Raw genomic sequence first — 24,173 nt, 5'->3', positions numbered from 1 at the left:
GTTATGAAACCGTATCTGCTCAACACCGGGTCGGGAATCCTGTGGCAAGGATAGCGCTGAATAGTTACAAAAAACCAAATGTTTTAAAGCGTGACATGATATTCCTGCAATGAATGAATCTGTTCTTTCCCCTGAATTCGTGCGGCAATTCCCTGCGCTGCCGCCTGCGCTGCAGCGGCTGTGGTGATATAGGGCACCTTGTAGCGGATAGCGGTTTTACGGATATATGAGTCATCATGCAAACTCTGTCTGCCGATCGGGGTATTGATCACCAGCTGAATCTCTCCATTCTTGAGCAGATCGGCAATATTGGGACGTCCTTCATGCATCTTTTGGACGGGTTCAACGTCCACCCCATGCTGTTGCAGATACGCCGCCGTGCCGGAGGTGGCGAGCAGCGTAAAACCGTTGGCAGCAAAGGTTCGCGCAGCCCCAAGAATCGCTGATTTATCCGCTTCAGTGACGGTCATCAGGACCCTGCCACTTAAGGGCAGGCTGGTGCCGGTGGCTTCTTGTGCCCGGTAGAAGGCTAGCCCATAGCTGCTTGCCAGACCGAGCACCTCTCCAGTGGAGCGCATCTCAGGGCCCAATACCGGATCGACTTCGGGAAACATATTAAACGGGAAAACCGCTTCTTTAACGCCAAAGTAAGGAATATGTTGTTTGAGTGAGGCCGGAATATCCAGCGACTTACCCAGCATCGCCTGAACCGCCAGACGTGGCATGGGAATGGCACAAACCTTGGAGACCAGGGGAACGGTACGGCTGGCGCGAGGATTTGCCTCAAGGATATAAACCTGATCCTGATAAATGGCATACTGGATATTCATCAGACCGACTACACCCATTTCCACGGCAATGCGACGAGTATATTCGCTGATGGTGTCGATATGCTGCGCCGGGATATTAACCGGGGGAATGACACAAGCTGAGTCGCCGGAATGCACCCCGGCCATTTCGATATGCTCCATTACCGCCGGCACAAAGGCGGTATGACCGTCACAGATGGCGTCGGCTTCGGCTTCAACCGCATTATCGAGGAAGCTATCGATCAGAATCGGTCGTCCCGGCGAGATGTCGACTGCTTTTTGCAGATATTCAAGCAGCATCTGCTCATCATGAACGATCTCCATCGCCCGGCCACCCAGCACGTATGAAGGACGAACAATCAGCGGATAGCCGATACGCGCAGCGATGCGGATGGCTTCATCAATGCTGGAGGCCATACCGGAAGCCGGCTGTGGGATTCCCAGCTTGACCATGATGGCGTTAAATTGTTCGCGGTCTTCAGCCATGTCGATGGTTTCTGGACTGGTGCCGATAATTTTGACCCCAGCGGCTTGCAGCTCTGCAGCGATATTCAACGGGGTCTGGCCACCGAACTGGACTACCACCCCTTCCGGTTGTTCTTTATGATAGATCGCCAGCACATCCTCTACCGTGAGGGGTTCAAAATAGAGTTTGTCCGAGGTATCGTAGTCAGTTGATACGGTTTCCGGGTTGCAGTTGACCATGATGGTTTCATAACCGGCATCGCGCAGGGCAAAGGCCGTATGTACGCAGCAGTAGTCAAATTCGATCCCCTGGCCGATCCGGTTCGGCCCACCACCTAAGACCATAATCTTTTTGCGATCACTGACCGGCACCGAGTCGGTGATGTTGTAGCTTGAATAATAATAAGCGGCATCTTCAACGCCGCTGACCGGTACCGCTTCCCAGGCTTCTTCTGCCCCAAGGGCTTGGCGTTTTTCACGCACAGTCGTTTCGGTTATGCCCAGAATCTGGGCAAGATAACGGTCAGCAAAGCCGTCCTTTTTAGCCTGAATCAACAATTCATCCGGTGGCAATTGGCCACGATGGGCAAGGATCTTCTCCTCAAGCTCAACCAATTCCTTCATCTGCTCAAGAAAATACGCTTTAATATGGGTGCGCTGGTGCAACATCTCAATCGTCGCGCCTTTGCGCAGCGCTTCATACAGGATGTAATGGCGCTCGCTGCTCGGTTCGACCAGCAGTTCCAGTAATTCAGCAAGGTTTTTCTTGTTGAAGTCGGCAGCAAATCCCAGACCATAACGACCATTTTCCAGGGAACGAATGGCCTTGTTCAGCGCCTCTTTGTAGTTTTTGCCGATGCTCATCACCTCACCGACGGCGCGCATCTGGGTGCCGAGACGATCTTTCACCCCTTTGAATTTTTCAAAGGCCCAGCGAGCAAATTTAACCACCACATAGTCACCGGATGGCGTGTATTTTTCCAGGCTGCCGTCGCGCCAATAAGGAATCTCATCCAGGGTCAGGCCGGCGGCCAGCATGGCCGAGACCAGGGCGATGGGGAAGCCTGTCGCCTTGCTCGCCAACGCTGAAGAGCGCGAGGTGCGTGGATTGATCTCAATGACGACGACACGGTCGCTGACCGGATCGTGAGCAAACTGCACATTGGTGCCACCGATTACCTCAATCGCTTCAACAATGCGGTGGGCGTAATCCTCCAGACGCTCCTGCAATTCCTGGGGCACTGTGAGAAAAGGAGCGGTGCAGAAAGAGTCGCCGGTATGAACCCCCATGGCATCGACGTTTTCAATAAAACAGACAGTGACCTTCTGGTTTTTGGCGTCACGCACCACTTCCACTTCGAGCTCTTCCCAGCCGCGTACCGACTCTTCGATAAGGATCTGGCTGACCGGGCTTAACGATAAACCACGGGAAGCAATCTCCTCAAATTCTTCGAGGTTATAGGCAAAACCGCCACCGGTTCCACCCATGGTATAGGCGGGACGGATAACCACCGGCAGTCCGGTGCGTCCAATAATCTCACGCGCCTCGTCCATGGTGGTGGCTATTTCACTGGCGGCCGTTTCAATGTTGAGTGACGCCATGGTTTGTTTAAATGTTTCACGATCTTCGCCGCGTTTGATGGCATCAAGATTCACGCCAATGACCTCGACATGGTATTTGTCGAGAATGCCGGCCTCCGACAGAGCCATGGACAGGTTCAGGGCCGTCTGGCCGCCAAGGTTGGGAAGCAGGGCATCAGGACGCTCTTTGGCGATGATCTCCGTCAGGGTCGGCACATTGAGGGGCTCAATATAGGTGGCATCGGCCATTCCCGGATCGGTCATGATGGTCGCCGGGTTGGAATTGACCAAAATAATACGATAACCGAGCTTACGCAGGGCTTTACATGCCTGAGTACCGGAATAATCAAACTCACAGGCCTGGCCGATGATAATCGGGCCGGAGCCGATAATTAAGATGCTTTCAATGTCTTCGCGTTTGGGCATGATTTCTCCTTCGTTGGCAATTACTTGTGTTCCTGCATCATTGCAATGAACTGGTCAAACAGATAGGCGGCATCGTGAGGTCCGGGTGATGCTTCCGGATGGTACTGAACAGAAAAAGCCGGATACTCCAGATGGGTTATCCCCTCGACGGTCTGGTCGTTAAGATTGAAATGGGTCACCTTGACCATATCCGCCTTGAGGGTTCGGGCGTCAACGGCAAAACCATGATTCTGTGAGGTAATTTCTACCTGTTGGCGCTGACAGTTTAAAACCGGCTGGTTACCGCCGCGATGCCCGAATTTCAATTTATAGGTCTGACCACCACAGGCGATGGACAAGAGCTGATGTCCCAGACAAATACCGAAGATAGGTACCTTGCCAAGTAGTTCACGGATTGTCTCTTGCACATAATACAGTGGTTCAGGATCACCAGGGCCATTACTTAAAAATACGCCGTCCGGATGGAGCTTCAACACCTCGGCGGCACGCGTAGCAGCAGGAACAACAGTAACCTTGCACCCACGTGATGTCAGGTTACGCAGAATATTGCGCTTGATACCAAAATCAAAAGCCACCACCTGATATTGGGCGGCTGCCGGATCCACCTCAGTGTATCCCGTTGCTAAATCCCAAAGCCCCTGGTGAAACTGATAGGGAGCATCACAGGTTACCTCGCGCACCAGATCGCGCCCGACCAAGCCGGGTGCTGCTTGCGCCTTCTTGGTCAGACTGTGTGGGTCCGTATCAATGGTTGAAATGACTCCGGTCTGAGCGCCGGTCGTGCGAATGTGGCGCACCAATGCTCGGGTATCAATGCCTTCGATGGCAACGATATTGTTCTGCTTGAGGTAGGTATCGAGGGTCATTTGCGAACGGAAGTTACTCGGAAAAGGGCAGGCTTCGCGCACGACAAAGCCCGACAGGTGGGGCTTGCTCGATTCGACGTCCTCGTCGTTGATGCCGTAGTTGCCGATCTGCGGATAGGTCATGGTGACAATTTCACCATGGTAAGAGGGGTCGGTTAGGATTTCCTGATAGCCGGTCATGCTGGTGTTAAAAACCACCTCGCCGGTTACCTCTCCGGCAACGCCGAGGGAGGTGCCGACAAAATACTTGCCGTCGGCCAATGCCAATACTGCTTTCATTTGCGCCTCTATGGAATGTTGTTTGGCGTTAACGCTGATAAACCGTCCGTCCGGCCAGCAAGGTTCTTATGGCTGCACCGCGCATGGTCCAACCATCAAAGGGGGTGTTTTTACTTTTGGATTTGAGTTCTTTGGCGACCAGCGTCCATTCAAGTTCCGGATCAATGAGGGTTAAATCGGCAACCGCTCCAACGGCAAGAGAACCTCGATCAATACCGATAATGGCAGCAGGTTGGCAGGTCATCAGGGCAATCGCCTGCTGACGACTGATGATGCCATCCCTGACCAGATTCATGGTCAAGGGCAGCAGGGTTTCAAGCCCGACGATGCCATTGAGGGCAACGGCAAACTCGACATTCTTTTCATCGTAATGATGCGGGGCATGATCCGTCGCAATGGCATCGATGGTGCCATCAGCCAGACCGACGCGCACCGCATCAACGTCAGCCTGACGGCGCAGGGGCGGATTCATCTTGGCGTTGGTATTGTAACCTCGGACCGCCTCATCCGTCAGGGTAAAGTGGTGCGGGGTCACTTCGCAGGTCACCTTGACCCCGCGCGCCTTGGCTTGCCGGACCAGCTCGACGCTTCCTTTGGTCGAGACATGGGCAACATGGAGACGGCTGTTGGTAAATTCCGCCAGCATAATGTCTCGCGCGGTGGCGGCATCTTCAGCAACCCAGGGAATTCCCTTGAGCCCCAATTCGGTAGCCACTTCCCCTTCATTCATACACCCCTCCCCCACCAGACTCAAATCTTCAGCATGGGAGATAATGGGGGCGCCAAAGGTGTCAGCATATTCAAAAGCGCGGCGCATCAGTTCACCATTGACCACCGGTATCCCATCATCGGAAAAAGCCACACAACCGGCAGCCTTGAGTTCACCCATCTCCGACAGGACATCCCCCTTCATCGCCTGGCTGATCGACGCTACCGGATAGACATTGGCGCTGCCATGGCGGCGCGCCTTATTGATGATGTATTCAACAATAGGAGCGTTATCGATCACCGGCTTGGTATTAGGCATGCAGGCCAGCGAGGTAACACCTCCGGCAGCGGCAGCACGGGTGCCGCTGATAATATCTTCCTTATACTCAAGGCCCGGATCACGCAGATGAACATGGATGTCAATCAGTCCCGGGGTCACCAGGAGGCCGGCCGCATCGATGATCTCGGCATCATCAGCATGCAGGCCAGTACCAACCGCAGCAACCCTGCCCTGGTCAATCAACAGATCAGATTGACCATCGATATTGTTTTTTGGATCGATCAAATGCCCATTTATAACAAGTATTCTCATGTCAATACCTCAAGTTATTATTTAATTCTGCTGAAGGGGTTCACCACCGGAAACCAGGTATAAAAGTGCCATGCGCACAGCAACACCATTTTCAACCTGATCGAGAATAACATTGTGAGGACCGTCGGCAACCTGGGATGAAATCTCCACGCCACGATTCATCGGCCCCGGATGCAGGACAATGACATCCGGTTTGGCGAGTTTGATGTTTTCCGGATTTAAACCATAAAAGCGGGCATATTCGCGTAATGACGGAATCAGGGTTTTGCCCTGACGTTCGCGTTGAATGCGTAGCATCATGATACAGTCAACGTCACGAATGGCTTCACGCAGATCGGTATAAACTTCACACCCCAGCTTTTCCAACCCCGGCGGCAACATGGTACGCGGACCGGCCACCCGTACTTTGGCACCGAGCTTGGTCAGGCAATAGATATTAGAGCGTACCACCCGGCTGTGGGTAACATCGCCGGCGATGGTTACGGTAAGACCCTCGATCTTCTCTTTGTGCTGACGGATAGTAAAGACATCAAGCAGCGCCTGACTGGGATGCTCATGGGTACCATCGCCGGCATTAATGACCGAGCACTTTAGGCGTTGGGCAAGATAGTCACAGGCACCGGAAGCACTGTGGCGCATCACGATGATATCAGGGTGCATAGCTTCAATATTTTTGGCCGTATCTTCGAGGGTTTCCCCTTTAACCACGGATGAAGATGACGCGCTGATGTTAATGGTATCGGCGGAAAGACGTTTGCCGGCGATCTCAAAGGAAGTGCGGGTGCGGGTACTGGCTTCGAAAAACAGGTTGACGATGGTTTTGCCACGCAGGGTCGGTACTTTCTTGATCTGGCGGCTGTTGATCTCTTTGAAGCTGGCAGCGCTATCGAGAATAAAATGGATTTCAGCCGCTGATAGATCTTTGATGCCCAGAATATGTTTTGGATTAAAATTCATGATGATCCTCCGCCGTTAGCCTTTGAGCAGATAAATTGCTCGGGGAATGTTCTGTTCGTCAAAATCAACCTTGATCTGCTCATTGCGGGATGTTGGCAGATTACGACCGACATAATCCGGACGAATCGGCAGTTCTCGATGGCCACGATCAATCAGGATGGCCAACTGGATGCTCTGTGGTCGCCCAAGATCCATCACCGCGTCCATAGCGGCACGAATCGTTCGACCGGTGAAAAGAACATCATCGACCAGCACGACCCGCTTACCATCAAGATTAAAGCGAATATCAGTCTGTCCGACGGCTAGATGCCCACGCGAGGCCAGATCATCGCGGTACATAGTGATATCAATGCTACCGAAGGGCACAGTTACGGATTCAATCATATTGATACGTTGTTGAATCTGCTCGCCGAGATAGGCCCCCCCGGTGCGAATTCCAATCACTACCAGATCCTCGACCCCTTTGTTTTTTTCAATAATTTCGTGAGCAATTCGGGTCAGTGCCCGATTCACTCCGTCCTGATCGAGTATTTCAACAGCTACAGTCACCACAAGTACCTCCTGCCACAAAAAGGACATAAAAAAACACCTGTACAGCTGATGTGCACAGGCGTTCGGGATCTTTTTTGGGAATTGTAAAACATGGGTTCTCCCTTGCCGACCTCTCGGATCAGTTTAAAGGGTAAAAGTGAAGTAATTTTTGAAAGCTACAATGCTGCTAATATCTTGTCAATAGGGCAAACGACGAGTTTTATTTAATGAATAGGACGGCCAATACGATTAAAGCGAATTTTGCCTGGCAGGCTCGCCTCGGCATCCCAAGACCAGTATTTAATAAAGGCCAGCCCCTTGACCTTGGAATTGTCAACGAACCCCCAGAAGCGACCATCAAAGGAAAAATCGCGATTATCTCCTAAAACAAAATACTGATTTTCAGGCACCTTGAATGGGGCCATGTAGTCGCGTGGGCCGACAGCAGCCGGCAGCACCTGGCTGTCCCGATAGATTTCCTGCTCAAACTGCAGCAATTCGCCATTGACAAAAACCTGCTTGGCGCGAATTTCGACCACATCGCCAGGCAAGCCAATTAAGCGTTTGATGAAATCACGGCGCTGAAAGTACGATTTCCCTTCATCCTCGGGGAATTCAAAGACGATGACATCACCACGTTCCGGACTGCGCAAAGCCAGATGGCGCTTATTACTAAAGGGCAATTTGGTGCCATAAATAAACTTGTTGACCAGTAGATGATCGCCAATCAGCAGGGTATCGAGCATTGAGCCGGAAGGAATTTTGAACGCCTGAAAAACGAAGGTGCGAATAATCAGTGCCAGAACGACAGCGATAATCAGGGCTTCAGACCATTCGCGATACCAGGGTTTATTTGATTCAACCTGTTTTTTTTTCTTACGGAAAAAGGCCATGTATTTACTCATTTACTCTTTGATTTTGAGGATTGCCAGAAATGCCTCCTGCGGCAACTCGACACTACCTACCTGTTTCATCCGTTTTTTTCCCGCCTTCTGCTTTTCCAGCAATTTGCGTTTTCGGGTAATATCGCCACCATAACATTTAGCGGTCACATCCTTGCGCAGCGCCTTGACAGTTGAACGGGCTATAACCTTATTGCCGATTGCCGCCTGAATTGCAACCTCGTATTGCTGTCGGGGGATAAATTCCTTCATTGTTGCCACCAGATCACGTCCACGGTATTGGGCTTTGTCATTGTGAACAATCAACGATAGGGCATCGACAACGTCGCCATTGATCAGAACATTCAGGCGCACCAGACGACTGGTTCGGAAGTCCAGATGGTCATAATCAAGCGAGGCATAGCCGCGACTGATGGATTTGAGTCGATCAAAGAAATCGAGGACGATCTCGTTCAGCGGCAATTCAAACACAATCATCACGCGATTAGCTGTCAGATATTTGATTTCACGCTGAATACCGCGCTTCTCAATACACAGTCCCAACACCGCTCCGACAAATTCATTGGGAACGTGGATCGAAGCCAGCACAAAGGGTTCTTCAATCTGCTGGATCATCTGGACATCAGGGAGCATGTTGGCGCTTTCAACGTTTAACACCTCCCCTTTGACCGTAGTCACCCGGTAAACAACCGTAGGTGCTGTGGTTATCAGTTCAACATTGAATTCACGTTCCAGGCGTTCCTGGATGATCTCCATGTGGAGCAGACCGAGGAAACCGCAACGGAAACCAAAACCCAAGGCGAGAGAGTTTTCCGGTTCAAAGGAAAAAGCAGAATCATTCAGGCGTAGCTTTTCCAGCGCATCACGCAGGGCGTCATACTCACCACTGTCGATGGGATAAAGACCCGAAAAGACCATGGGCTTGACCACCTGATAACCAGGAAGAGCTTTTGCCGCCGGCTGATGGTGGTGGGTCAGGGTATCACCGACCTTGGCATCTTCTACCACCTTGATACCGGCGATAACGAACCCCACCTCGCCGGCTGCAAGATCCTGTAATTCGACTGGATGCGGACTGAAGGCCCCGACCTTGTTCACCTCATAGATGCCGCCGGTTTGCATCAGGCGGATTTTGTCCCCCTTTTTTACGGTACCTTCAAAAATGCGCACCAGGATAATAACGCCCTGATAGGAATCATACCAGGAGTCGAAGATCAACCCCTGCAGCAAACCCTGCGGGTTTCCTTTCGGTGGCGGAATTTTTTTCACCAGGGCCTCAAGAATTTCGGGAATCCCCTTCCCTTCTTTGGCGCTGGCAAAAATAGCGTCACTGGTATCGATACCAATGATTTCTTCGATCTCTTCACAGACGCGGTGCGGATCTGCGCTGGGCAGATCGACCTTGTTCAGTACCGGAAAAACTTCCAGATTCTGGTCAATAGCCATATACACATTGGCCAGGGTCTGGGCCTCGACCCCCTGGGCCGCATCAACCACCAGTAGAGCGCCTTCGCAGGCAGAGAGGGAGCGACTAACTTCATAGGAAAAATCAACATGCCCCGGGGTATCAATCAGGTTGAGGATATAGGTCTGACCGTCCTGAGCCTTATAAGTCAGCCTTACTGCCTGAGCTTTAATGGTAATCCCGCGTTCTTTTTCCAGCTCCATTTTATCCAGATACTGGTCTGATTTTTCTCGATCAGTCAGAGCGCCGGTTGCTTCCAGCAGACGGTCAGCAAGGGTGGATTTACCATGATCAATGTGGGCAATGATGGAAAAATTGCGAATTTTAGTAAGGTCCATGTTGGCTCGATTAATAGTTAAAATTTAAAAAGTTTATCATCCTAAGCAGTAATGTTCTGCTTGTAAAGAATAAACGAAAAAGCCCTACACCATTGTTATGGACTGCTGTTAGGGGAGCGTCGTTGGCGGCGATGGCGAGCCGTCAGACTCCACCCTTCCGCAACTATCATTCCCGCGAGGATCAGGGCACCGCCGAACCAGGCTAAGGTTGATAATCGGTCACCTGCCAGCCAGATGGAAAAAATTGCCGCAAAGACCGGTTCAAGGGTATAAATAAGAGCCGCGCGCGTTGGTGTCGTGCGGTTCTGAAAGGTGGTCATGGCCCAAAAAGCATAGGCTGTCGCAAACACCGCGGTTATCATCAGCGCGGACAACAAGGAAAGGGTCCAGGTTCGTGGCCAGGACACCGGTTCAAATACCAGACTGCCTGCCCCTGCCAGAAGGGCCATTGTCCCAATCTGGACACAGGTTAAAGCACGGCCATCATAGCCACGGGTAAACACATCCAGACCGAGGATATGCAGGGCAATAAACAGCGAACAGATCAACACCAGCAGATCGCCGGGATTAACACTCCAGGGAGATCGCCAGGTCAGCATGAACAGTCCAATAATTGCCAGAACAACGCCGATTTTAGAACCGGTTGCTGCCGGTTTTTTCAGTAGCGGGCCGGTCAACAGCGGCACCCAGATAACATTGAGGCCAGTTAGAAATCCGGCGTTTGAAGAACTGGTCAGGGCCAGACCGTAGGTTTGAAACAAATAGGACAAGAACAACAATCCCCCGAGGATAAGTCCTGCCAACCAGCCGCGCCGATCGAGGGTAGTAAAGCCTGATCGCCCCGCCAGTGGTGCAAGCAACAAGGCGGCTATAGCAAAACGAACCCACAAAAAGCACAAAACCGGTACTTCGGTAATCGCATCCTTAACAATGGGGAAAGTGGCCCCCCAGAACAGGGTCACTGAAATTAACATCAATTCAGCGTTCAGTTGGCGCCGATTGATTTTAGCTGGATCAAAAAGTGACATGAAATTGTACTTCGTTAACGGAAGGGGCTTGTTTATATTGAAATTCACATGATATAAGAAAAAAAAGAACGATGTACAATGACTGCCGAAAATCCATCAAAACACATTCATACCACCAACCTTTAATAAGCGGCAGGCTTACTTGACCTAGAAGGGATCCTTGATGAACCACCAGGATCGATCAAAACGGGAACCCGTCGAGGTTGTCTGCCCGCGCTGCCGTTATACTGAGATCATCTATCTACCCGTTGAAGACCTGCCTCTGTGCCCACAGTGTGGAATCCGCATGTCTATATCTGAACTTCTCGATGAAGGCAAATCCTATTGAATACCTTACGGAGTTTTTCGTCGTCAGATGAGGTCCAGGACGCTTCTGACATAACATTAGATTAAGTATGGAGGATGATCGATGAACATTGTAAAAATCATGCTGGCTTGTCTGTTGTCTGTCAGTTTACTGGCTCCTGCCCTCGCTACTGCCGACGTCCTTGACGAGATAGTAAAGCGCGGCGTGTTGCGGGTCGGCATGGAACCCGGGTACATGCCGTTTGAATTAACCAACCAGCGTGGTGAGATTATCGGCTTCGATGTGGATATCGCCCGCCGCATGGCCAATGCCATGGGGGTCAAGCTGGAATTGGTCAGCACCGCCTGGGATGGTATCATTCCCGCCCTGCTGACCGACAAGTTTGATATCATCATGAGCGGCATGACCCTGACCCAGCAGCGTAACCTGTCGGTTAACTTTGCCGATCCCTACATCGTTGTCGGCCAGACTGTGCTGATCCGTAAGGAAATCGCTGATGAGGTCAAGTCGTACCGCGATCTGAACGATCCCAAATACAAGGTCTCGTCAAAACTCGGCACGACCGGCGAGCAAGCGGTTCAGCGGATGATCCCGCGCGCTCAGTACGTTTCTTTTGAAACCGAGCAGGAAGCAGTACTCGACATGCTCAACGGCAAGGTTCACGCGGTTGTTTATGACCTTCCGCTGCTCTCTATTACTAACGCTCAGCGTAATGATGGTAGTCTGGTGTTTCTTGATGAGCCTTTCACCCATGAGCCCCTGGCCTGGGCAATCCGCCGCGGCAATTACGATTTTCTTAACTGGCTCAACAACTTCCTCAACCAGATTAAAAGCGACGGCACCTATGAGCAGATCTACAACAAGTGGTTCGTCAGTGATGAGTGGTTGAAGCAGATCCAGAACTGATTTTTTCCTTAAGGGGCGGGCATCCTGATCGACGCTGACAATGGATGTCCGCTCTTTCCCATCTTTTAACGTACCAAAAAGGGTGAACATTCACGTGAACAGCTATCGTAAAGACTGGCATTGGCGGTTATTGACGATATTAATCCTGGGTACCATTGGCGCTGGGCTCTGGGTCGCAACCAGTAAAGTCAATTATGCCTGGCGCTGGAACCGTGTTCCCCAATATTTCGTTTACCATCATGAATTCGTCAAGCGGGCACATTACGACAGTCGTGTTATCGAGATTGAAGCTATCGGTGACTCAACCACCGTAACCATCCGCAATCAATTTGATGAGGTGGAGTCCTTTGTCATCGATTCTGATACGTTAAAGGTTTTTCCCGATGAAAATATTTTTGCCGGGGATCTTATCGGCTCGACGTTTAAGTGGGAAATAGGCCCATTATTGTACGGCCTCGGGGTCACCCTATGGATATCCGCCATTTCCAGCATCATTGGTCTCATCATCGGCCTGATTACCGGCCTCTGTCGCTTGGCCAAAAACGTTACGCTGCGGCAATTATCGATTATTTATATTGAAATTATCCGCGGAACACCTTTACTGGTGCAGATTTTCATTGTTTACTTCTTTTTCGGCACGGTGCTTAACATTGATCGTATGGCTGCGGGCATAGCGGCGTTATCCATCTTTGCCGGTGCTTATGTTGCGGAAATCATCCGTGCAGGGATTCAGTCGATTCCCAAAGGTCAGATGGAGGCCGCCCGCTCTCTGGGCATGAACACACCTCAGGCAATGGTCCACATCATTCTGCCTCAGGCTTTCAAACGAACGCTCCCTCCCTTGGCCGGTCAGTTTATCAGCCTGATCAAAGACTCGTCACTGGTGTCGGTCATTGCCATCACCGACTTGACCAAAGCCGGTCGCGAAGTTATCACCTCGACCTTTGCCACCTTTGAAATCTGGTTTGTTGTCGCATTCCTTTATCTTACCCTCACGTCGGTCCTTTCTCAGGTGATTGCCTGGGTTGAACGGAGGCTAGCAGTCAGTGATTAAGACCATCGATCTGAAGAAAACTTTTCATGGCCGTGGGCAGGTCGTGCACGCCGTTGACGGCATTACTACTCATATTAAGGCCGGCGAAGTAGTTGTTGTCATCGGTCCCTCAGGATCAGGAAAATCAACCTATCTACGCTGTTTAAACGGCCTTGAAGAACTGACTTGCGGGCATATTTATATAGATGGGGTCGACCTGGCGGATCGTAAAACCGACATGAACAAGGTGCGTCGCGAAGTTGGGATGGTCTTCCAGCAGTTCAACCTTTTTCCACACAAAACCGTGCTGGAGAATCTTGTTCTGGCGCAAACGGTTGTGCGCAAAAGGAAAAAAGTCGCTGCGGCAGAAAAAGCGCGGGGACTGTTGAAAAAGGTCGGGATAGCCGAGAAGGAGATGGAATACCCGATTCGACTGTCAGGGGGGCAGCAGCAACGGGTCGCCATCGCCAGAGCTTTGGCGATGGATCCGAAAGTCATGCTGTTTGATGAACCAACCAGTGCTCTTGACCCGGAAATGGTGGGTGAGGTCCTTGAGGTCATGAAACAGCTGGCGCGCGAAGGAATGACCATGGTGGTCGTCACCCATGAGATGGGTTTTGCCCGTGAGGTTGCTGATCGGGTACTGTTTATGGACCACGGTAAACTGGTCGAAGAAGGCACGCCGGAGCATTTTTTCACCAATCCGCAGGAAGAACGTGCACAGCTCTTTCTAAAGCAGGTGCTTTAGGTTTTTCCTGATTCAACCTTTCTATTTGATCTCCACCGGCAGTTTCATTGCCTGCCAGGCAGCATACCCACCTAAGAGTGCATAGACCCGTGCGTAGCCATTATTGGCAAGAATCAGCGCCAGACCGGCGCTGGAGGACTCATTCGGTCAGGTACAATAAGTGACAACGACCGAATCGCTCGGCACCGTGCGCTTAAACTCGTCAAATTCAGCTTGTGATGTGATACGCAGCGCGCCGGGAATCTTATCAACAGCCTGCTGCCACTGACCGGGCGTTCGCGTATCAACAAATATCACTGAGTGCTGACGTTGCAGGGCGAGAAGATCGATAACATTGATCCGCTGAACCTGATCAGGATGAGTTGGTATTGCAGCCAGTGCAGCTGATGAGGAAAAGACCAGGCCCAGGACAAAAATAACATGAATTGTTTTCCGTAACATCTTCACCTGCTCCTTGATTCTTTGAGTGATAGTTGGGCTAATTGTAAGTTTTCTTTCAAATACGCCAAAAAAAAGTGGCCGATCCTCAAACTGGGCCGGTCCTACCCATTTGCAAAACATATCAGAGATTGCGCCAAAAAGGTACCACTCGCAACAGGTGTTTCAACAAAATGAGTTGGTAACTATTCAGCTCTATCCTTGCGCCCCTTGACACAGGACCCCCGATCCGGTGCTGAACAGATACAAAGAGTTTAAACAGAAAGGCTATTGGCCAGATAGGGGAACATGGGATTAATCGGTCGAATTCCGGCCTGTGTCACTTTTTTTAGATCTGTTAACGCAATAGCCGTACCTTTCAAACCAGTCATGGTACCGGTGTGACCCTGAATCAGTCCATCAACCGCCGCACGGCCGAAACGTGCCCCCAGCAGACGGTCAAAGGCCGAAGGGGAACCACCACGCTGATAGTGGCCAAGAACAATAACCCTGGTTTCAAAGCCGATACTGTCTTTGATTTGAGCCGCGATATCCTCGGCGCGGCCTGCACCCTCGGCCACCATGATGATACTGTTATTACGCCCTTCCTGATAACGCTTGCGCAAGTCCTTACAAATTTGTCCCAGGTCGTAAGGTTCTTCAGGAATCAGACTGAACTCGGCACCGCTGGCAATAGTTGAAGCTACCGTCAGATAGCCGCAATTACGCCCCATGATTTCAACGACAAAGGCGCGGGTATGGGAGGATGCCGTGTCCTTAAGGTTGTCAACCGCCCGGACGATATTGTTCAGTGCGGTATCAACTCCCAGAGAGAGATCGGTATATGGTATATCGTTATCAATTGACGCTGGGATGCCGACGACCGGAATACCCTGCTGGTGAATAGCCAGCCCCCCAGCCAAAGAGCCATCACCGCCAATGACCACCAATCCCTCGACCCCGAGCCCCTTCAAGTTGTCGCAGGCCAGGCGCAGACCGGCCTCGGTGCGCATTTCCTTGCACCGGGCACTTTGCAGGAAGGTGCCGCCGCGTTGCAACACACCGCTGACCGATTTCGTCGTCAATTTTTCGTACAGCCGGTCGATCAGTCCCTGATACCCCTTTTGCACACCGAAGACCTCGATACCGGATACCAGACCGGCGCGCACCACGGCTCTGACTGCGGCATTCATTCCGGATGAGTCGCCACCGCTGGTCAATACAGCTATTCGTTTAAGCATGATGTTTCCCTTTCACGTTGAAATAATGCCAGATGGTTAACCATAAAAGATATAAATAGCATTTGCCCACGTTAGCAATGAAGATAGCGTCGCAAAAACTCGCCAACTGCTGCGTTGCTCTCATTTGTTTCACATAGATAGTAATAGCTTAAAGAGGTTTTTCCAGCTCACAAAAAAAATAAATTTTCTATGGTCGTTATCCTTGACTGTAAAAAAAAAGGGTTCTAAATTGCCGACAGCTATCATACTCTATCAGACTACCAACGAGCTGAACAAAACTATATGATTGATCCCTTCACAATGGCCTACACCGCAATCGGTGGCCTTGGCATCTTTATTCTTGGTATGAAGTTTCTCTCTGACAGCCTGCAGTTGCTGTCGGGCGGTGTTATCCGCAAGGTCATCTCATCACTGACCAGTAATCGTTTTTTGGCAGTTCTTGTCGGCATTTCGGTAACAGCATTTGTCCAGTCATCGACCATTTCAACCGTCATGGTGGTTGGTCTGGTCAACGCCGGCCTGATGCAGTTAACCCAGGCTATCGGTTTTATTCTCGGTGCCAACATCGGCACCACGGTTACCGGCTGGATCCTGGCCATAAAAATTGGCAAATACGGACTGCTTCTTGTCGGCCTCGGCATTTTCCCCATGCTCTTTTCAAAAAATGATCGGATCACCGCGACGGCCCGAGTCATTGTTGCCCTGGGCCTGATTTTTTTTGGACTGGAAATCATGAGCGATGCGTTTCGGCCACTCCGAAGCGACGAACGTTTTATGAACCTGATGCTGCTTCTTGACGCTCAGTCCTTGATCAGCATTCTCGGTTGTGTTTTCATCGGTTGTCTCCTCACTATGGCGGTTCAGAGCAGCTCGGCCATGCTCGGCATCACCATTGCTCTGGCGGCAACCGGCGCTATCCCCTTCCATACCGCTGTCGCGCTGGTTATGGGGGAAAATATCGGCACAACCATCACCGCCCAATTAGCAGCTATCGGTGGCTCGGTCGCTGCGCGACGCACGGCAATGGCTCATAGTGTATTTAATGTCGTGGGGGTATGCATTATCGTCATCATCTTCTCCCCCTTCGTCGCTCTGGTTGAGTCACTGGTCCCCGGCACTGCCAATTTTGCCAACGAAGTCGGTGATCGACCTTATATTGCCGCCCACATTGCTTTTGCCCACAGCATGTTCAATATCACGGCTACTCTTATTGTCTTACCGTTTCTCGGACTATTAGCCAAGCTGGTCATTAACATGGTTCCGGATAAGGAAGGTGGCCCCAAAGGTTCCTTTAAGTATGTCGGTGCTCCGGGTTCCATGCCCATCGCTATTGGTGTCGGTATGGTTTTTGAGGAGTTGAAAAAAATGCAGGGGCGAGTCCATAAAGCTCTACGACATGCCGGCAGTTTTCTCCAGCGTGACCTTAAGGGACACGAAAAGTTTTACCGTAAGGTGAAGGCAATTGAGGAACAGACAGATATTATTCAACACGAAATTACGACATTTACGGTTGCACTGATGCAAGGGGGCAAATCCACCAAGGAACAATCCGATCGTGCCTATGCCTATGTTCGTGCGGCGGACGAACTGGAATCCATTGCCGATTATGCCCTTTCTTTATGCTCCTATATGCGCCGCCTGGAAAAGAACGATCTCGACTACAGTGCTGATGCCTGGAATGATCTGCACAATTTTCATCATGAACTCTTCGCTTTTTATAACCTGGTCTGCAAGGTTTTTCATAGCGAGGCTGAAATCAATAAAAGCCTTATTCGCAATGAGGCAAAACGCCTTAACGACCTGGCAGATTCTATCCGTAGGGCCCATCTTGACCGGATGAAGGCCGGATCCTGCAATGCCCTGCCCGCTTTAACCTTCAGCGACATGGCGGTCGCTATGCGCCGCATCAAAAACCATACTGTTAACCTCTACGAAGCCCTGGCTGAAGAAGACGAATGAGGCAAGCAAAACGGCGCGCAGCAATCATCCTGATATACACTGAAAACGCCCTGTCACTTCATGTTGCTGAACTTCCTGCAGGAGAAATTCGCGGAAGACTTTCTCCGTCAAGGTGGGAATTTTATCCAGTAGCTGCACCAGGGAAATCATATTGACCATGTTGTTTTTCGCCGTGGTAATCGGAACAATATCTCCGCGCTGAATTTCCTCCCAGATCAGATGGGCGGTGGCAACCCCCAGCCCCATTCCCAATCGCAAACTGTTCAGCAGGGCCTCATGCGTATCCAGCGTCATGACCACCGCCAAGCTTTCTGGACGTTTGTTAAAATGATGACGAAACCAGAGATCAAGGATCGACGGATCATCCTCATCGGTAACAAAATCCTTGCCAACCAGATTGGTCAGACTGTGATCACCGCAAATCTCCTGATAATAGTAACCTCGCGATGACACCAGCATCATTTCTTCCCGCAATAACGGCTCCATACTGAAAACAGCCGGAAACCCGGGCAATTCCCCCGGTTCGTAATAGACATCGACCAGAGCAAAATCGAGTTCACCTTTTTGCAGCATGGATAAAAGGGGTACGGCTTCCTTGAGTTTCAGCTCAAAGCTAACATCCGGATAAATCATTCGAAATCGCTGACAAAAACGCGGCAAATACTCCTTGCCGAATTCTCGCGGAGCCCCGATGCGCAATTTACCGGCCGGCCGGTCATGGGGCAAGCGTATCGCTTCAATTTCACTGATCAGCCTCTCGATCAGTGGTGCAACCAAGCGATAGAGATGTTGGGCAGCGGCTGTCGGCACCAATTGTTTATGCATTCGAATAAACAGCGGTGTTTTTAATTCTTCCTCAAGTTTTTTCAGCTGTTGACTGACCGCCGGCTGGGTCAGATTTAATTTCTGAGATGCAGCTACGCTGCTACCAAGCTTATAAACAAAGTAAAATATCTTTAAACGATTCATATCTGGCAGGTTAATCATGACTTATCCTGTAGTTCATATTTAAGTAATTTACTTATACATCATGATGATGGAATAATCCAGCCATACAGAATACTTTTTCTGGTAAACCTTCAAAAAATGGGGTGTTTGGTTGAGGATGAGATGAATAATCGACCAGACCAAGGCTAACAGGAGTCCATCATGACATATCTGATTTTGACCATTTTTGTGGTTGTTGCAGTGCTGACGATTATCGGCTCAGTCCGTCTCAAAGTGTGGGAGCATCACGGGCGCGTCGTTAACGGTAACTGGATCACGGAAGAGGAACGTCTTCACCTGATGAGCCGCTGGGGTGCCGGCTATTGATCCGGCCAAAAAAAACCTGTTCTTGAACTGTTTCGCTGTTAGTGATAAACCCTCCCTCCATGGATCATCAACTACCTTCATCCGCTGCGATTAAGTCGGCAATCTATGCCGCCTGGCCGATCTGTCTCGGGTACGTTCCTATCGGTCTGGCCCTTGGTGTTCTTGCCGAGCAAGCGGCTATCCCCTGGTGGGCGATGGCGATGATGTCAGTACTGGTGTTTGCCGGTAGTGCGCAGTTCATCTGCGTTGCTATGATTGCCGCCGGTAGTTCACTGGGAGCGATCATCGGCACGACCTTTATCGTGAATTTGCGCCACCTGTTGATGAGCTCTGCCCTGGCCGTTTATCTCCATGGTGTCAGGCGCTCATTTCTGTCGTTATTTGCCTATGGGATTACGGATGAGAGTTTTGCCGTCAACATGGCGCGATTTCGCGCCGGTGGCTGGACACGCTTTCAGGCCCTGATCGTTAATCATCTGGCCAACAGCGTCTGGATCCTGGCTACTGTCAGTGGGGTCTTGATCGGACAGCTTGTCCCTGCCGGGGCCTTTGGTATCGACTATGCTCTGGTCGGCATGTTTATCTGTTTGTTGGTCTTTCAGCTTCATGGCCGACTCTATGTCATCACCGCGCTTATTGCTGCCATTGTCGCTGTCCTTTGGGCCTGGTTGATTCCAGGCGATTCCTATATTGTCGGCGGAGCTGTCTGTGCGGCAACCTGCGGCTATCTGTTTCAAATAAAACGCGATAAAAGCTCATGAGTACTGCTGAATATCTGTTTCTTTTTATCGGCATGGGGCTGGTCACCTACCTGCCCCGCGCCCTGCCCTTGCTCTATCTGTCCCATAAAAAGATGCCGCAAGGGTTGATTGACTGGCTTGGTTACATTCCGGTCGCTGTCCTTGGCGCATTACTGGCCCCGATTCTTTTTATCGATACCACCAGTGCAGCTATCACCTTTGGCAAACTGGAATTTCTGGTCGCCATTCCGACATTGATCTTTGCCGTAAAAACCCGTAGTCTTGGCGGCACCGTGCTGGTCGGGATGTTCTTTTACTGGTTGGCCGGCATTTTTTTATAAGCACTCTCCATGGAATTAACAATGAAATTGACAGGTAAGCAAGCAAGATATTTACGTGGCCTCGGTCACCATCTGCAGGCGATTGTGATGATTGGTAAAGATGAATTGACTGACAGAGTGGTTGCCGCTACCGACGAAGCCTTGACCAGCCACGAGTTGATCAAGGTGAAGTTGCAGGATGGTTGCCTCAGCGACCGCCGCGAGATTGCCAGTGAACTGGCCCAGGCAACCTCTTCCAGCGTCGCCCAGGTCCTCGGCCGTACTTTTCTGCTCTATCGTAGACACCCGGAAAACCCTCAAATTTCCTTACCAAAACCCTGAGTGCTCTTCCCCGAACATAGCTCTAACATGCTAAGACGTATACGCTTTTCCTTTTAATTAAGAGGACATACTTTTTTTATTGACGAAGCTCGATCATGAGCGTATATGCTAAATAAAACAGCATTCATGTTCGGAAATGCGTAACGACCCAAGCTTAAAAAGTAACCCCTTTTTATAGCCATTGCCGCCAGGCACCCGAATCTGGAATTTGCTGTCATTTGGTCAAGAGTTCCATTTTTTCAGGCTACGTAAAAAGGGGTTATCATGAACGTTGCGCTTGTCTTTAATCTGCGCGAGGAGTCCGTCAACGACGACGAGCCTCCCTCGCAACCTCCCAGCGAAAATACCGACGACATCTATGCCGAATGGGATGATATCAATACCATTGCGGCGGTCGAAGCCGCCTTGTCGACACGCCATCAGGTGACCCTGATCAATGCTGATCTGGATGCTTTCAACAAACTACGTGAATTAAAACCCGACCTTGTTTTCAATATCGCCGAAGGCCTGCATGGCGCGAGTCGTGAAGCACAGATTCCTGCGCTGCTGGAGATGCTGCAGATCCCTTACACCGGCAGCGATCCTATAACCCTTGGGTTGTGTCTGGACAAACAACGGACCAAAGAAATCTTGAAACAGCATCGGGTCCCCTCTCCGCGTTTCTGGATTGTCGCAAACCCTCTCGAAATCCCGCGCAACCTGCGTTACCCTTTAATGGTCAAACCCTGTCTGGAAGGTTCCAGCAAGGGGGTTACCAACAATGCCCTGGTCTACAATCGCAAGGAACTTGTCCATCAGCTGGAGTGGATTACCGCGACCTATGCGCAAAAAGCCATCATCGAAGAATTCCTCCCTGGTCGCGAATTCACTGTCGCCTTGCTTGGTAATGGCGCCGATATCGAGGTTCTGCCGATTGTTGAGATCAATTTTTCCAGCTTACCGGCAGGTTGTAACCCGATTTATTCCTATGAAGCCAAGTGGGTGTGGGATACAGAAGCGTCTCCTCTGCAGATTTTTAATTGCCCGGCGAAGCTCGACCCCTTCCTCCAGCAACAGATTGAACAGCTGTGTCGCAAGGCATTTCGCGCTCTTGCTTGCCGTGACTGGTGTCGCGTTGATCTACGTCTGGATGTGTTAGGGCGCCCACAGGTTATTGAACTGAACCCGTTGCCGGGAATTCTTCCTCGGCCCGAACAGAACAGCTGCTTCCCCAAAGCAGCTCGAGCGGCAGGATTATCCTATACCGAGATGATCCTGCAGGTGGTTGATATCGCATCACAACGCTACAATCTTGTTCAGGAGTTCAGGGATGAAAGTCGCAATCTGTTATAACCTTGTTGCACCAGCGCCGATCCGTGGCGAGCGTCAGGACCTGATCTCCGAAGCGGGGGCCGAAGTAGAAGCCCAGGCGGTTGCAGAGGCTCTGCGACATTTAGGTCATGTTGCCGCTATGGTCCCGCTGGGATCAGAAGTCGTTTCCTTTATTGGCAAACTTCAGCTGCTCCGTCCGGCGGTTATTTTCAACCTGTGTGAAGGATTTCGCGGTGACAGTGCGAAAGAGATGCACGTTGCCGCTCTTTACGAGTTATTGGATATCCCCTATACCGGCTCACCGTCCCTGTGTCTGGCTCTGACCCAGAATAAACGATTGACTAAGGATATTCTGGTACGTCATGGCCTGCCGACCCCGGAATATTATTGTGTTAAGCGCAATGACGCGGTTCCCAGGTTGACCATCGGTTATCCCCTGATCGTTAAACCCTGTAGTGAAGATGCCTCCCTAAGCATCGGCCCCGACAGTATTGTCCACAACGAAACGGCCCTGAAAAAGCGGGTTCGCTATATCCATGATCGCTATTGCCAGGATGCCTTGGTTGAACGTTTCATTTTTGGGCGTGAATTCAATGTTGCAGTGCTCGGTAACCCTCCCACAGCTGCCCTGCCTCTTTCCGAGATTGTCTTTGCCAAACACCTTAAGGCTCCGATTGTCAGTTATGCCGGCAAATGGGAGACAACATCGGCAGACTACCAGGGTACGACACCTCAGTGTCCGGCAGTAATTGACGAAAAACTCCGTAAAAAAATTGAACAGATTGCCATCGACGCTTGTCGGCTGTTTGGTTGTCGCGATTATGCCCGGGTAGACATCCGCCTGCAGGGCGATACCCCCTATATCCTGGAAATCAATGCCAATCCCGATATTTGTCCCGATGCCGGTTTTGCAGGTTCAGCTGGCGTCGCCGGACATGAGTACCCGGCTCTGATTCAGCGCATTCTTAATATGGCCCTGGCACGCAAAGGAGATAGTCATGCGTAACTTACAGCCCGGCGATCGGCCTGAACTCGAAAAAATCCTGATCGGCTGCAATGCTTTTACCAGTGCCGAGGTCGCCTGCGCGCTGGAACTGCTGGACAATGTTTTGACTGACCCGGATCAGCAGGATTACGAAGTCATTATTGCCGAAGCTCAGAGCCGGGTCGCGGGTTATGTGTTGTTCGGAGCAGTCCCCCTGACCCAAGGGAATTATGATCTCTACTGGATTGCTACTGATCCGGAACTGCACGGCAAAGGATTCGGGCGTCAATTGATGGAAGAGACTGAAAGACGCCTACGGGCGCGGGGAGCCCGGATGCTGTGTCTGGAAACCTCGTCCCAGGAATTTTATCAGCGTACCCGCCATTTTTACGTGCAGGGTGGCTACCAGGAAGAAGCGCGCATTCGTGACTTTTATCGCCCGGGTGATGACCGCATTACCTATGTTAAACGTTTCTTTGATTCTAGGTGAACACGATGGAAATCTGGCAAAAACAGTTGCAGGCAAGCATTACCGACCCACAAAAACTGACCCGCGCTTACGGTATTGATCCGGCACCACTTGAAGCTGTTGCTGCAAAATATCCGATGCGTGTGACCCCCTATTACCGCGACCTGATCAAATATGTCGGTGATCCGATCTGGAATCAGGCGGTTCCGGATGAGCGCGAATGTCATGACAGTGTCTGCGTTGAAGACCCGCTGGACGAGGACAATCAAAGCCCGGTGCCCCATCTGGTCCACCGCTATCCCGACCGGGTGCTGTTTCTGGTCTGTTCAGAATGTGCCATGTACTGCCGGTTCTGTACCCGCAAACGTAAGGTTGGTGGGGCCGATATGCAGATAACCGCCAGCACCATCAGTGCCGGGATTGAGTACATTGCTGCCCACCCCGAAATTCGCGATGTCATTGTTTCCGGTGGCGATCCGTTGTTGCTCAGTGATGAGAAGCTTGATGACATTCTGACGCGCGTGCGTGCTATCCCTCATGTCCAGATTATCCGGATCGGTACCAGGGTACCGGTGGTGTTGCCGATGCGGATTACTTCCGGGCTGATCCGGGTGCTGCGCAAGCATCACCCCTTGTATTTGAATACCCACTTTAATCATCCGGCCGAGATCACCAGCCAATCAGCCAAGGCTTGTGAACGCCTGGCTAACGTCGGGATCCCTTTAGGCAATCAGTGTGTACTGCTACGTGGAGTGAATGACGACCCTCAGGTGATGAAACAACTGATGCATAAATTATTGCAGATCCGCGTACGTCCCTACTATATCTATCAGGCTGATATGGTACAGGGTACCGATCACTTTCGTACCACGGTGGAAGAAGGACTGGAGATTATCAAGGCTTTGCGCGGTCACACCAGTGGCATGGCGGTACCGGCTTACGTTATTGATGCGCCGGGCGGTGGAGGTAAAATTCCACTGCTACCAGATTATCTGCAGTCACTTGGCGCTGATGTTGTATTGAAAAATTACCAGGGAAAAGAATTTCACTACGCCAACGCTGCAGAACGTGAACTGGATGAGCCCCTTGAACAAGAGGTTAACCGTAGCTACTAAGCAAGCGAACAATCGAGCA

23 protein-coding genes are annotated in these 24,173 nt (G+C 51.0%); 12 read left to right on the top strand and 11 right to left on the bottom strand.

All coding sequences use genetic code 11. From position 1 onward, the window contains the following. Positions 1-83: 83 nt before the first annotated feature. The 8 genes from carB to ICT70_RS01115 form a co-directional block, all read right to left on the bottom strand. Positions 84-3,281, bottom strand: a complete 3,198-nt coding sequence (gene carB, locus ICT70_RS01150; protein ID WP_191153544.1) for a carbamoyl-phosphate synthase large subunit — start codon at positions 3,279-3,281, stop codon at positions 84-86. A gap of 20 nt (positions 3,282-3,301) precedes the next feature. After that, positions 3,302-4,426, bottom strand: a complete 1,125-nt coding sequence (gene carA, locus ICT70_RS01145) for a glutamine-hydrolyzing carbamoyl-phosphate synthase small subunit (protein ID WP_191153543.1) — start codon at positions 4,424-4,426, stop codon at positions 3,302-3,304. A 28-nt stretch (positions 4,427-4,454) separates the two neighbouring features. Then, positions 4,455-5,726, bottom strand: coding sequence for a dihydroorotase (locus ICT70_RS01140; protein WP_191153542.1), 1,272 nt, complete (start codon positions 5,724-5,726; stop codon positions 4,455-4,457). Between the two features lie 21 nt (positions 5,727-5,747). Then, positions 5,748-6,683, bottom strand: a complete 936-nt coding sequence (locus ICT70_RS01135) for an aspartate carbamoyltransferase catalytic subunit (RefSeq protein WP_191153541.1) — start codon at positions 6,681-6,683, stop codon at positions 5,748-5,750. Positions 6,684-6,698: 15 nt separating this feature from the next. Next, on the bottom strand, positions 6,699-7,232 hold the full coding sequence (gene pyrR / locus ICT70_RS01130; RefSeq protein ID WP_337906516.1) for a bifunctional pyr operon transcriptional regulator/uracil phosphoribosyltransferase PyrR: 534 nt from the start codon (positions 7,230-7,232) through the stop codon (positions 6,699-6,701). 206 nt (positions 7,233-7,438) lie between these two features. Continuing rightward, positions 7,439-8,119 (bottom strand): signal peptidase I, encoded by a 681-nt coding sequence (lepB, locus tag ICT70_RS01125; RefSeq protein ID WP_420488569.1) that lies wholly within the window; start codon positions 8,117-8,119, stop codon positions 7,439-7,441. Next, complete coding sequence (lepA, locus tag ICT70_RS01120; RefSeq protein WP_191153539.1) at positions 8,120-9,919, bottom strand: translation elongation factor 4; 1,800 nt, start codon at positions 9,917-9,919, stop codon at positions 8,120-8,122. A gap of 95 nt (positions 9,920-10,014) precedes the next feature. Then, positions 10,015-10,947 (bottom strand): DMT family transporter, encoded by a 933-nt coding sequence (locus tag ICT70_RS01115; RefSeq protein WP_191153538.1) that lies wholly within the window; start codon positions 10,945-10,947, stop codon positions 10,015-10,017. A 409-nt stretch (positions 10,948-11,356) separates the two neighbouring features. Between ICT70_RS01115 and ICT70_RS01110 the strand changes: the two genes are divergently transcribed. The 3 genes from ICT70_RS01110 to ICT70_RS01100 all read left to right on the top strand — a co-directional run bounded on the left by ICT70_RS01110 (position 11,357) and on the right by ICT70_RS01100 (position 13,941). Next, positions 11,357-12,160 (top strand): transporter substrate-binding domain-containing protein, encoded by an 804-nt coding sequence (locus ICT70_RS01110; protein ID WP_191153537.1) that lies wholly within the window; start codon positions 11,357-11,359, stop codon positions 12,158-12,160. A gap of 94 nt (positions 12,161-12,254) precedes the next feature. Continuing rightward, positions 12,255-13,214 carry an amino acid ABC transporter permease gene (locus ICT70_RS01105; protein ID WP_337906491.1) on the top strand — a complete coding sequence of 320 codons (960 nt, stop codon included), beginning with the start codon at positions 12,255-12,257 and terminating at the stop codon, positions 13,212-13,214. Between the two features lie 43 nt (positions 13,215-13,257). Further along, positions 13,258-13,941 carry an ATP-binding cassette domain-containing protein gene (locus ICT70_RS01100; protein ID WP_475597473.1) on the top strand — a complete coding sequence of 228 codons (684 nt, stop codon included), beginning with the start codon at positions 13,258-13,260 and terminating at the stop codon, positions 13,939-13,941. Positions 13,942-14,088: 147 nt separating this feature from the next. On the opposite strand, the gene ICT70_RS01095 is transcribed toward ICT70_RS01100, so the two are convergent. Continuing rightward, a complete protein-coding gene (locus tag ICT70_RS01095; protein ID WP_191153534.1) occupies positions 14,089-14,382 on the bottom strand; it encodes a rhodanese-like domain-containing protein in 294 nt (97 codons plus the stop codon). A gap of 251 nt (positions 14,383-14,633) precedes the next feature. Beyond that, on the bottom strand, positions 14,634-15,599 hold the full coding sequence (gene pfkA, locus ICT70_RS01090; RefSeq protein ID WP_191153533.1) for a 6-phosphofructokinase: 966 nt from the start codon (positions 15,597-15,599) through the stop codon (positions 14,634-14,636). A gap of 300 nt (positions 15,600-15,899) precedes the next feature. Here pfkA and ICT70_RS01085 point away from each other — a divergent pair, with 300 nt between their 5' ends. Next, the gene (locus ICT70_RS01085) at positions 15,900-17,558 is read left to right on the top strand and encodes a Na/Pi cotransporter family protein (protein WP_191153532.1); all 1,659 of its coding nucleotides are present in this window, start codon (positions 15,900-15,902) and stop codon (positions 17,556-17,558) included. Between the two features lie 24 nt (positions 17,559-17,582). On the opposite strand, the gene ICT70_RS01080 is transcribed toward ICT70_RS01085, so the two are convergent. Next, entirely contained in the window at positions 17,583-18,545 is a 963-nt protein-coding gene (locus ICT70_RS01080) for a LysR family transcriptional regulator (RefSeq protein ID WP_191153531.1), read from the bottom strand. Positions 18,546-18,707: 162 nt separating this feature from the next. Between ICT70_RS01080 and ICT70_RS01075 the strand changes: the two genes are divergently transcribed. The 8 genes from ICT70_RS01075 (at position 18,708) to ICT70_RS01040 (ending at position 24,154) form a co-directional block, all read left to right on the top strand. After that, positions 18,708-18,872, top strand: a complete 165-nt coding sequence (locus ICT70_RS01075; protein WP_191153530.1) for a hypothetical protein — start codon at positions 18,708-18,710, stop codon at positions 18,870-18,872. A gap of 59 nt (positions 18,873-18,931) precedes the next feature. Next, positions 18,932-19,633 carry an AzlC family ABC transporter permease gene (locus ICT70_RS01070; protein ID WP_191153529.1) on the top strand — a complete coding sequence of 234 codons (702 nt, stop codon included), beginning with the start codon at positions 18,932-18,934 and terminating at the stop codon, positions 19,631-19,633. Then, entirely contained in the window at positions 19,630-19,953 is a 324-nt protein-coding gene (locus ICT70_RS01065) for an AzlD domain-containing protein (RefSeq protein WP_191153528.1), read from the top strand. Before ICT70_RS01070 ends, ICT70_RS01065 begins: the two co-directional genes overlap by 4 nt. Positions 19,954-19,974: 21 nt before the next feature. Next, positions 19,975-20,274, top strand: coding sequence for a ribosome assembly RNA-binding protein YhbY (gene yhbY / locus ICT70_RS01060; protein WP_191153527.1), 300 nt, complete (start codon positions 19,975-19,977; stop codon positions 20,272-20,274). Positions 20,275-20,538: 264 nt separating this feature from the next. Continuing rightward, positions 20,539-21,606 (top strand): D-alanine--D-alanine ligase family protein, encoded by a 1,068-nt coding sequence (locus ICT70_RS01055; protein ID WP_191153526.1) that lies wholly within the window; start codon positions 20,539-20,541, stop codon positions 21,604-21,606. Next, positions 21,584-22,591, top strand: coding sequence for a D-alanine--D-alanine ligase family protein (locus ICT70_RS01050; RefSeq protein ID WP_191153525.1), 1,008 nt, complete (start codon positions 21,584-21,586; stop codon positions 22,589-22,591). Before ICT70_RS01055 ends, ICT70_RS01050 begins: the two co-directional genes overlap by 23 nt. Continuing rightward, positions 22,584-23,060: a GNAT family N-acetyltransferase gene (locus ICT70_RS01045; RefSeq protein WP_191153524.1), complete on the top strand. Its 477-nt coding sequence runs from the start codon at positions 22,584-22,586 to the stop codon at positions 23,058-23,060. Before ICT70_RS01050 ends, ICT70_RS01045 begins: the two co-directional genes overlap by 8 nt. 5 nt (positions 23,061-23,065) lie before the next feature. Further along, positions 23,066-24,154, top strand: coding sequence for a KamA family radical SAM protein (locus ICT70_RS01040; protein WP_191153523.1), 1,089 nt, complete (start codon positions 23,066-23,068; stop codon positions 24,152-24,154). Positions 24,155-24,173 lie beyond the last annotated feature (19 nt).

This window comes from Pelovirga terrestris (assembly GCF_014773365.1).
Taxonomy (GTDB): Bacteria; Desulfobacterota; Desulfuromonadia; order Desulfuromonadales; family Geopsychrobacteraceae; genus Pelovirga; species Pelovirga terrestris.
This window is presented reverse-complemented; position numbering and strand designations above follow the sequence as displayed.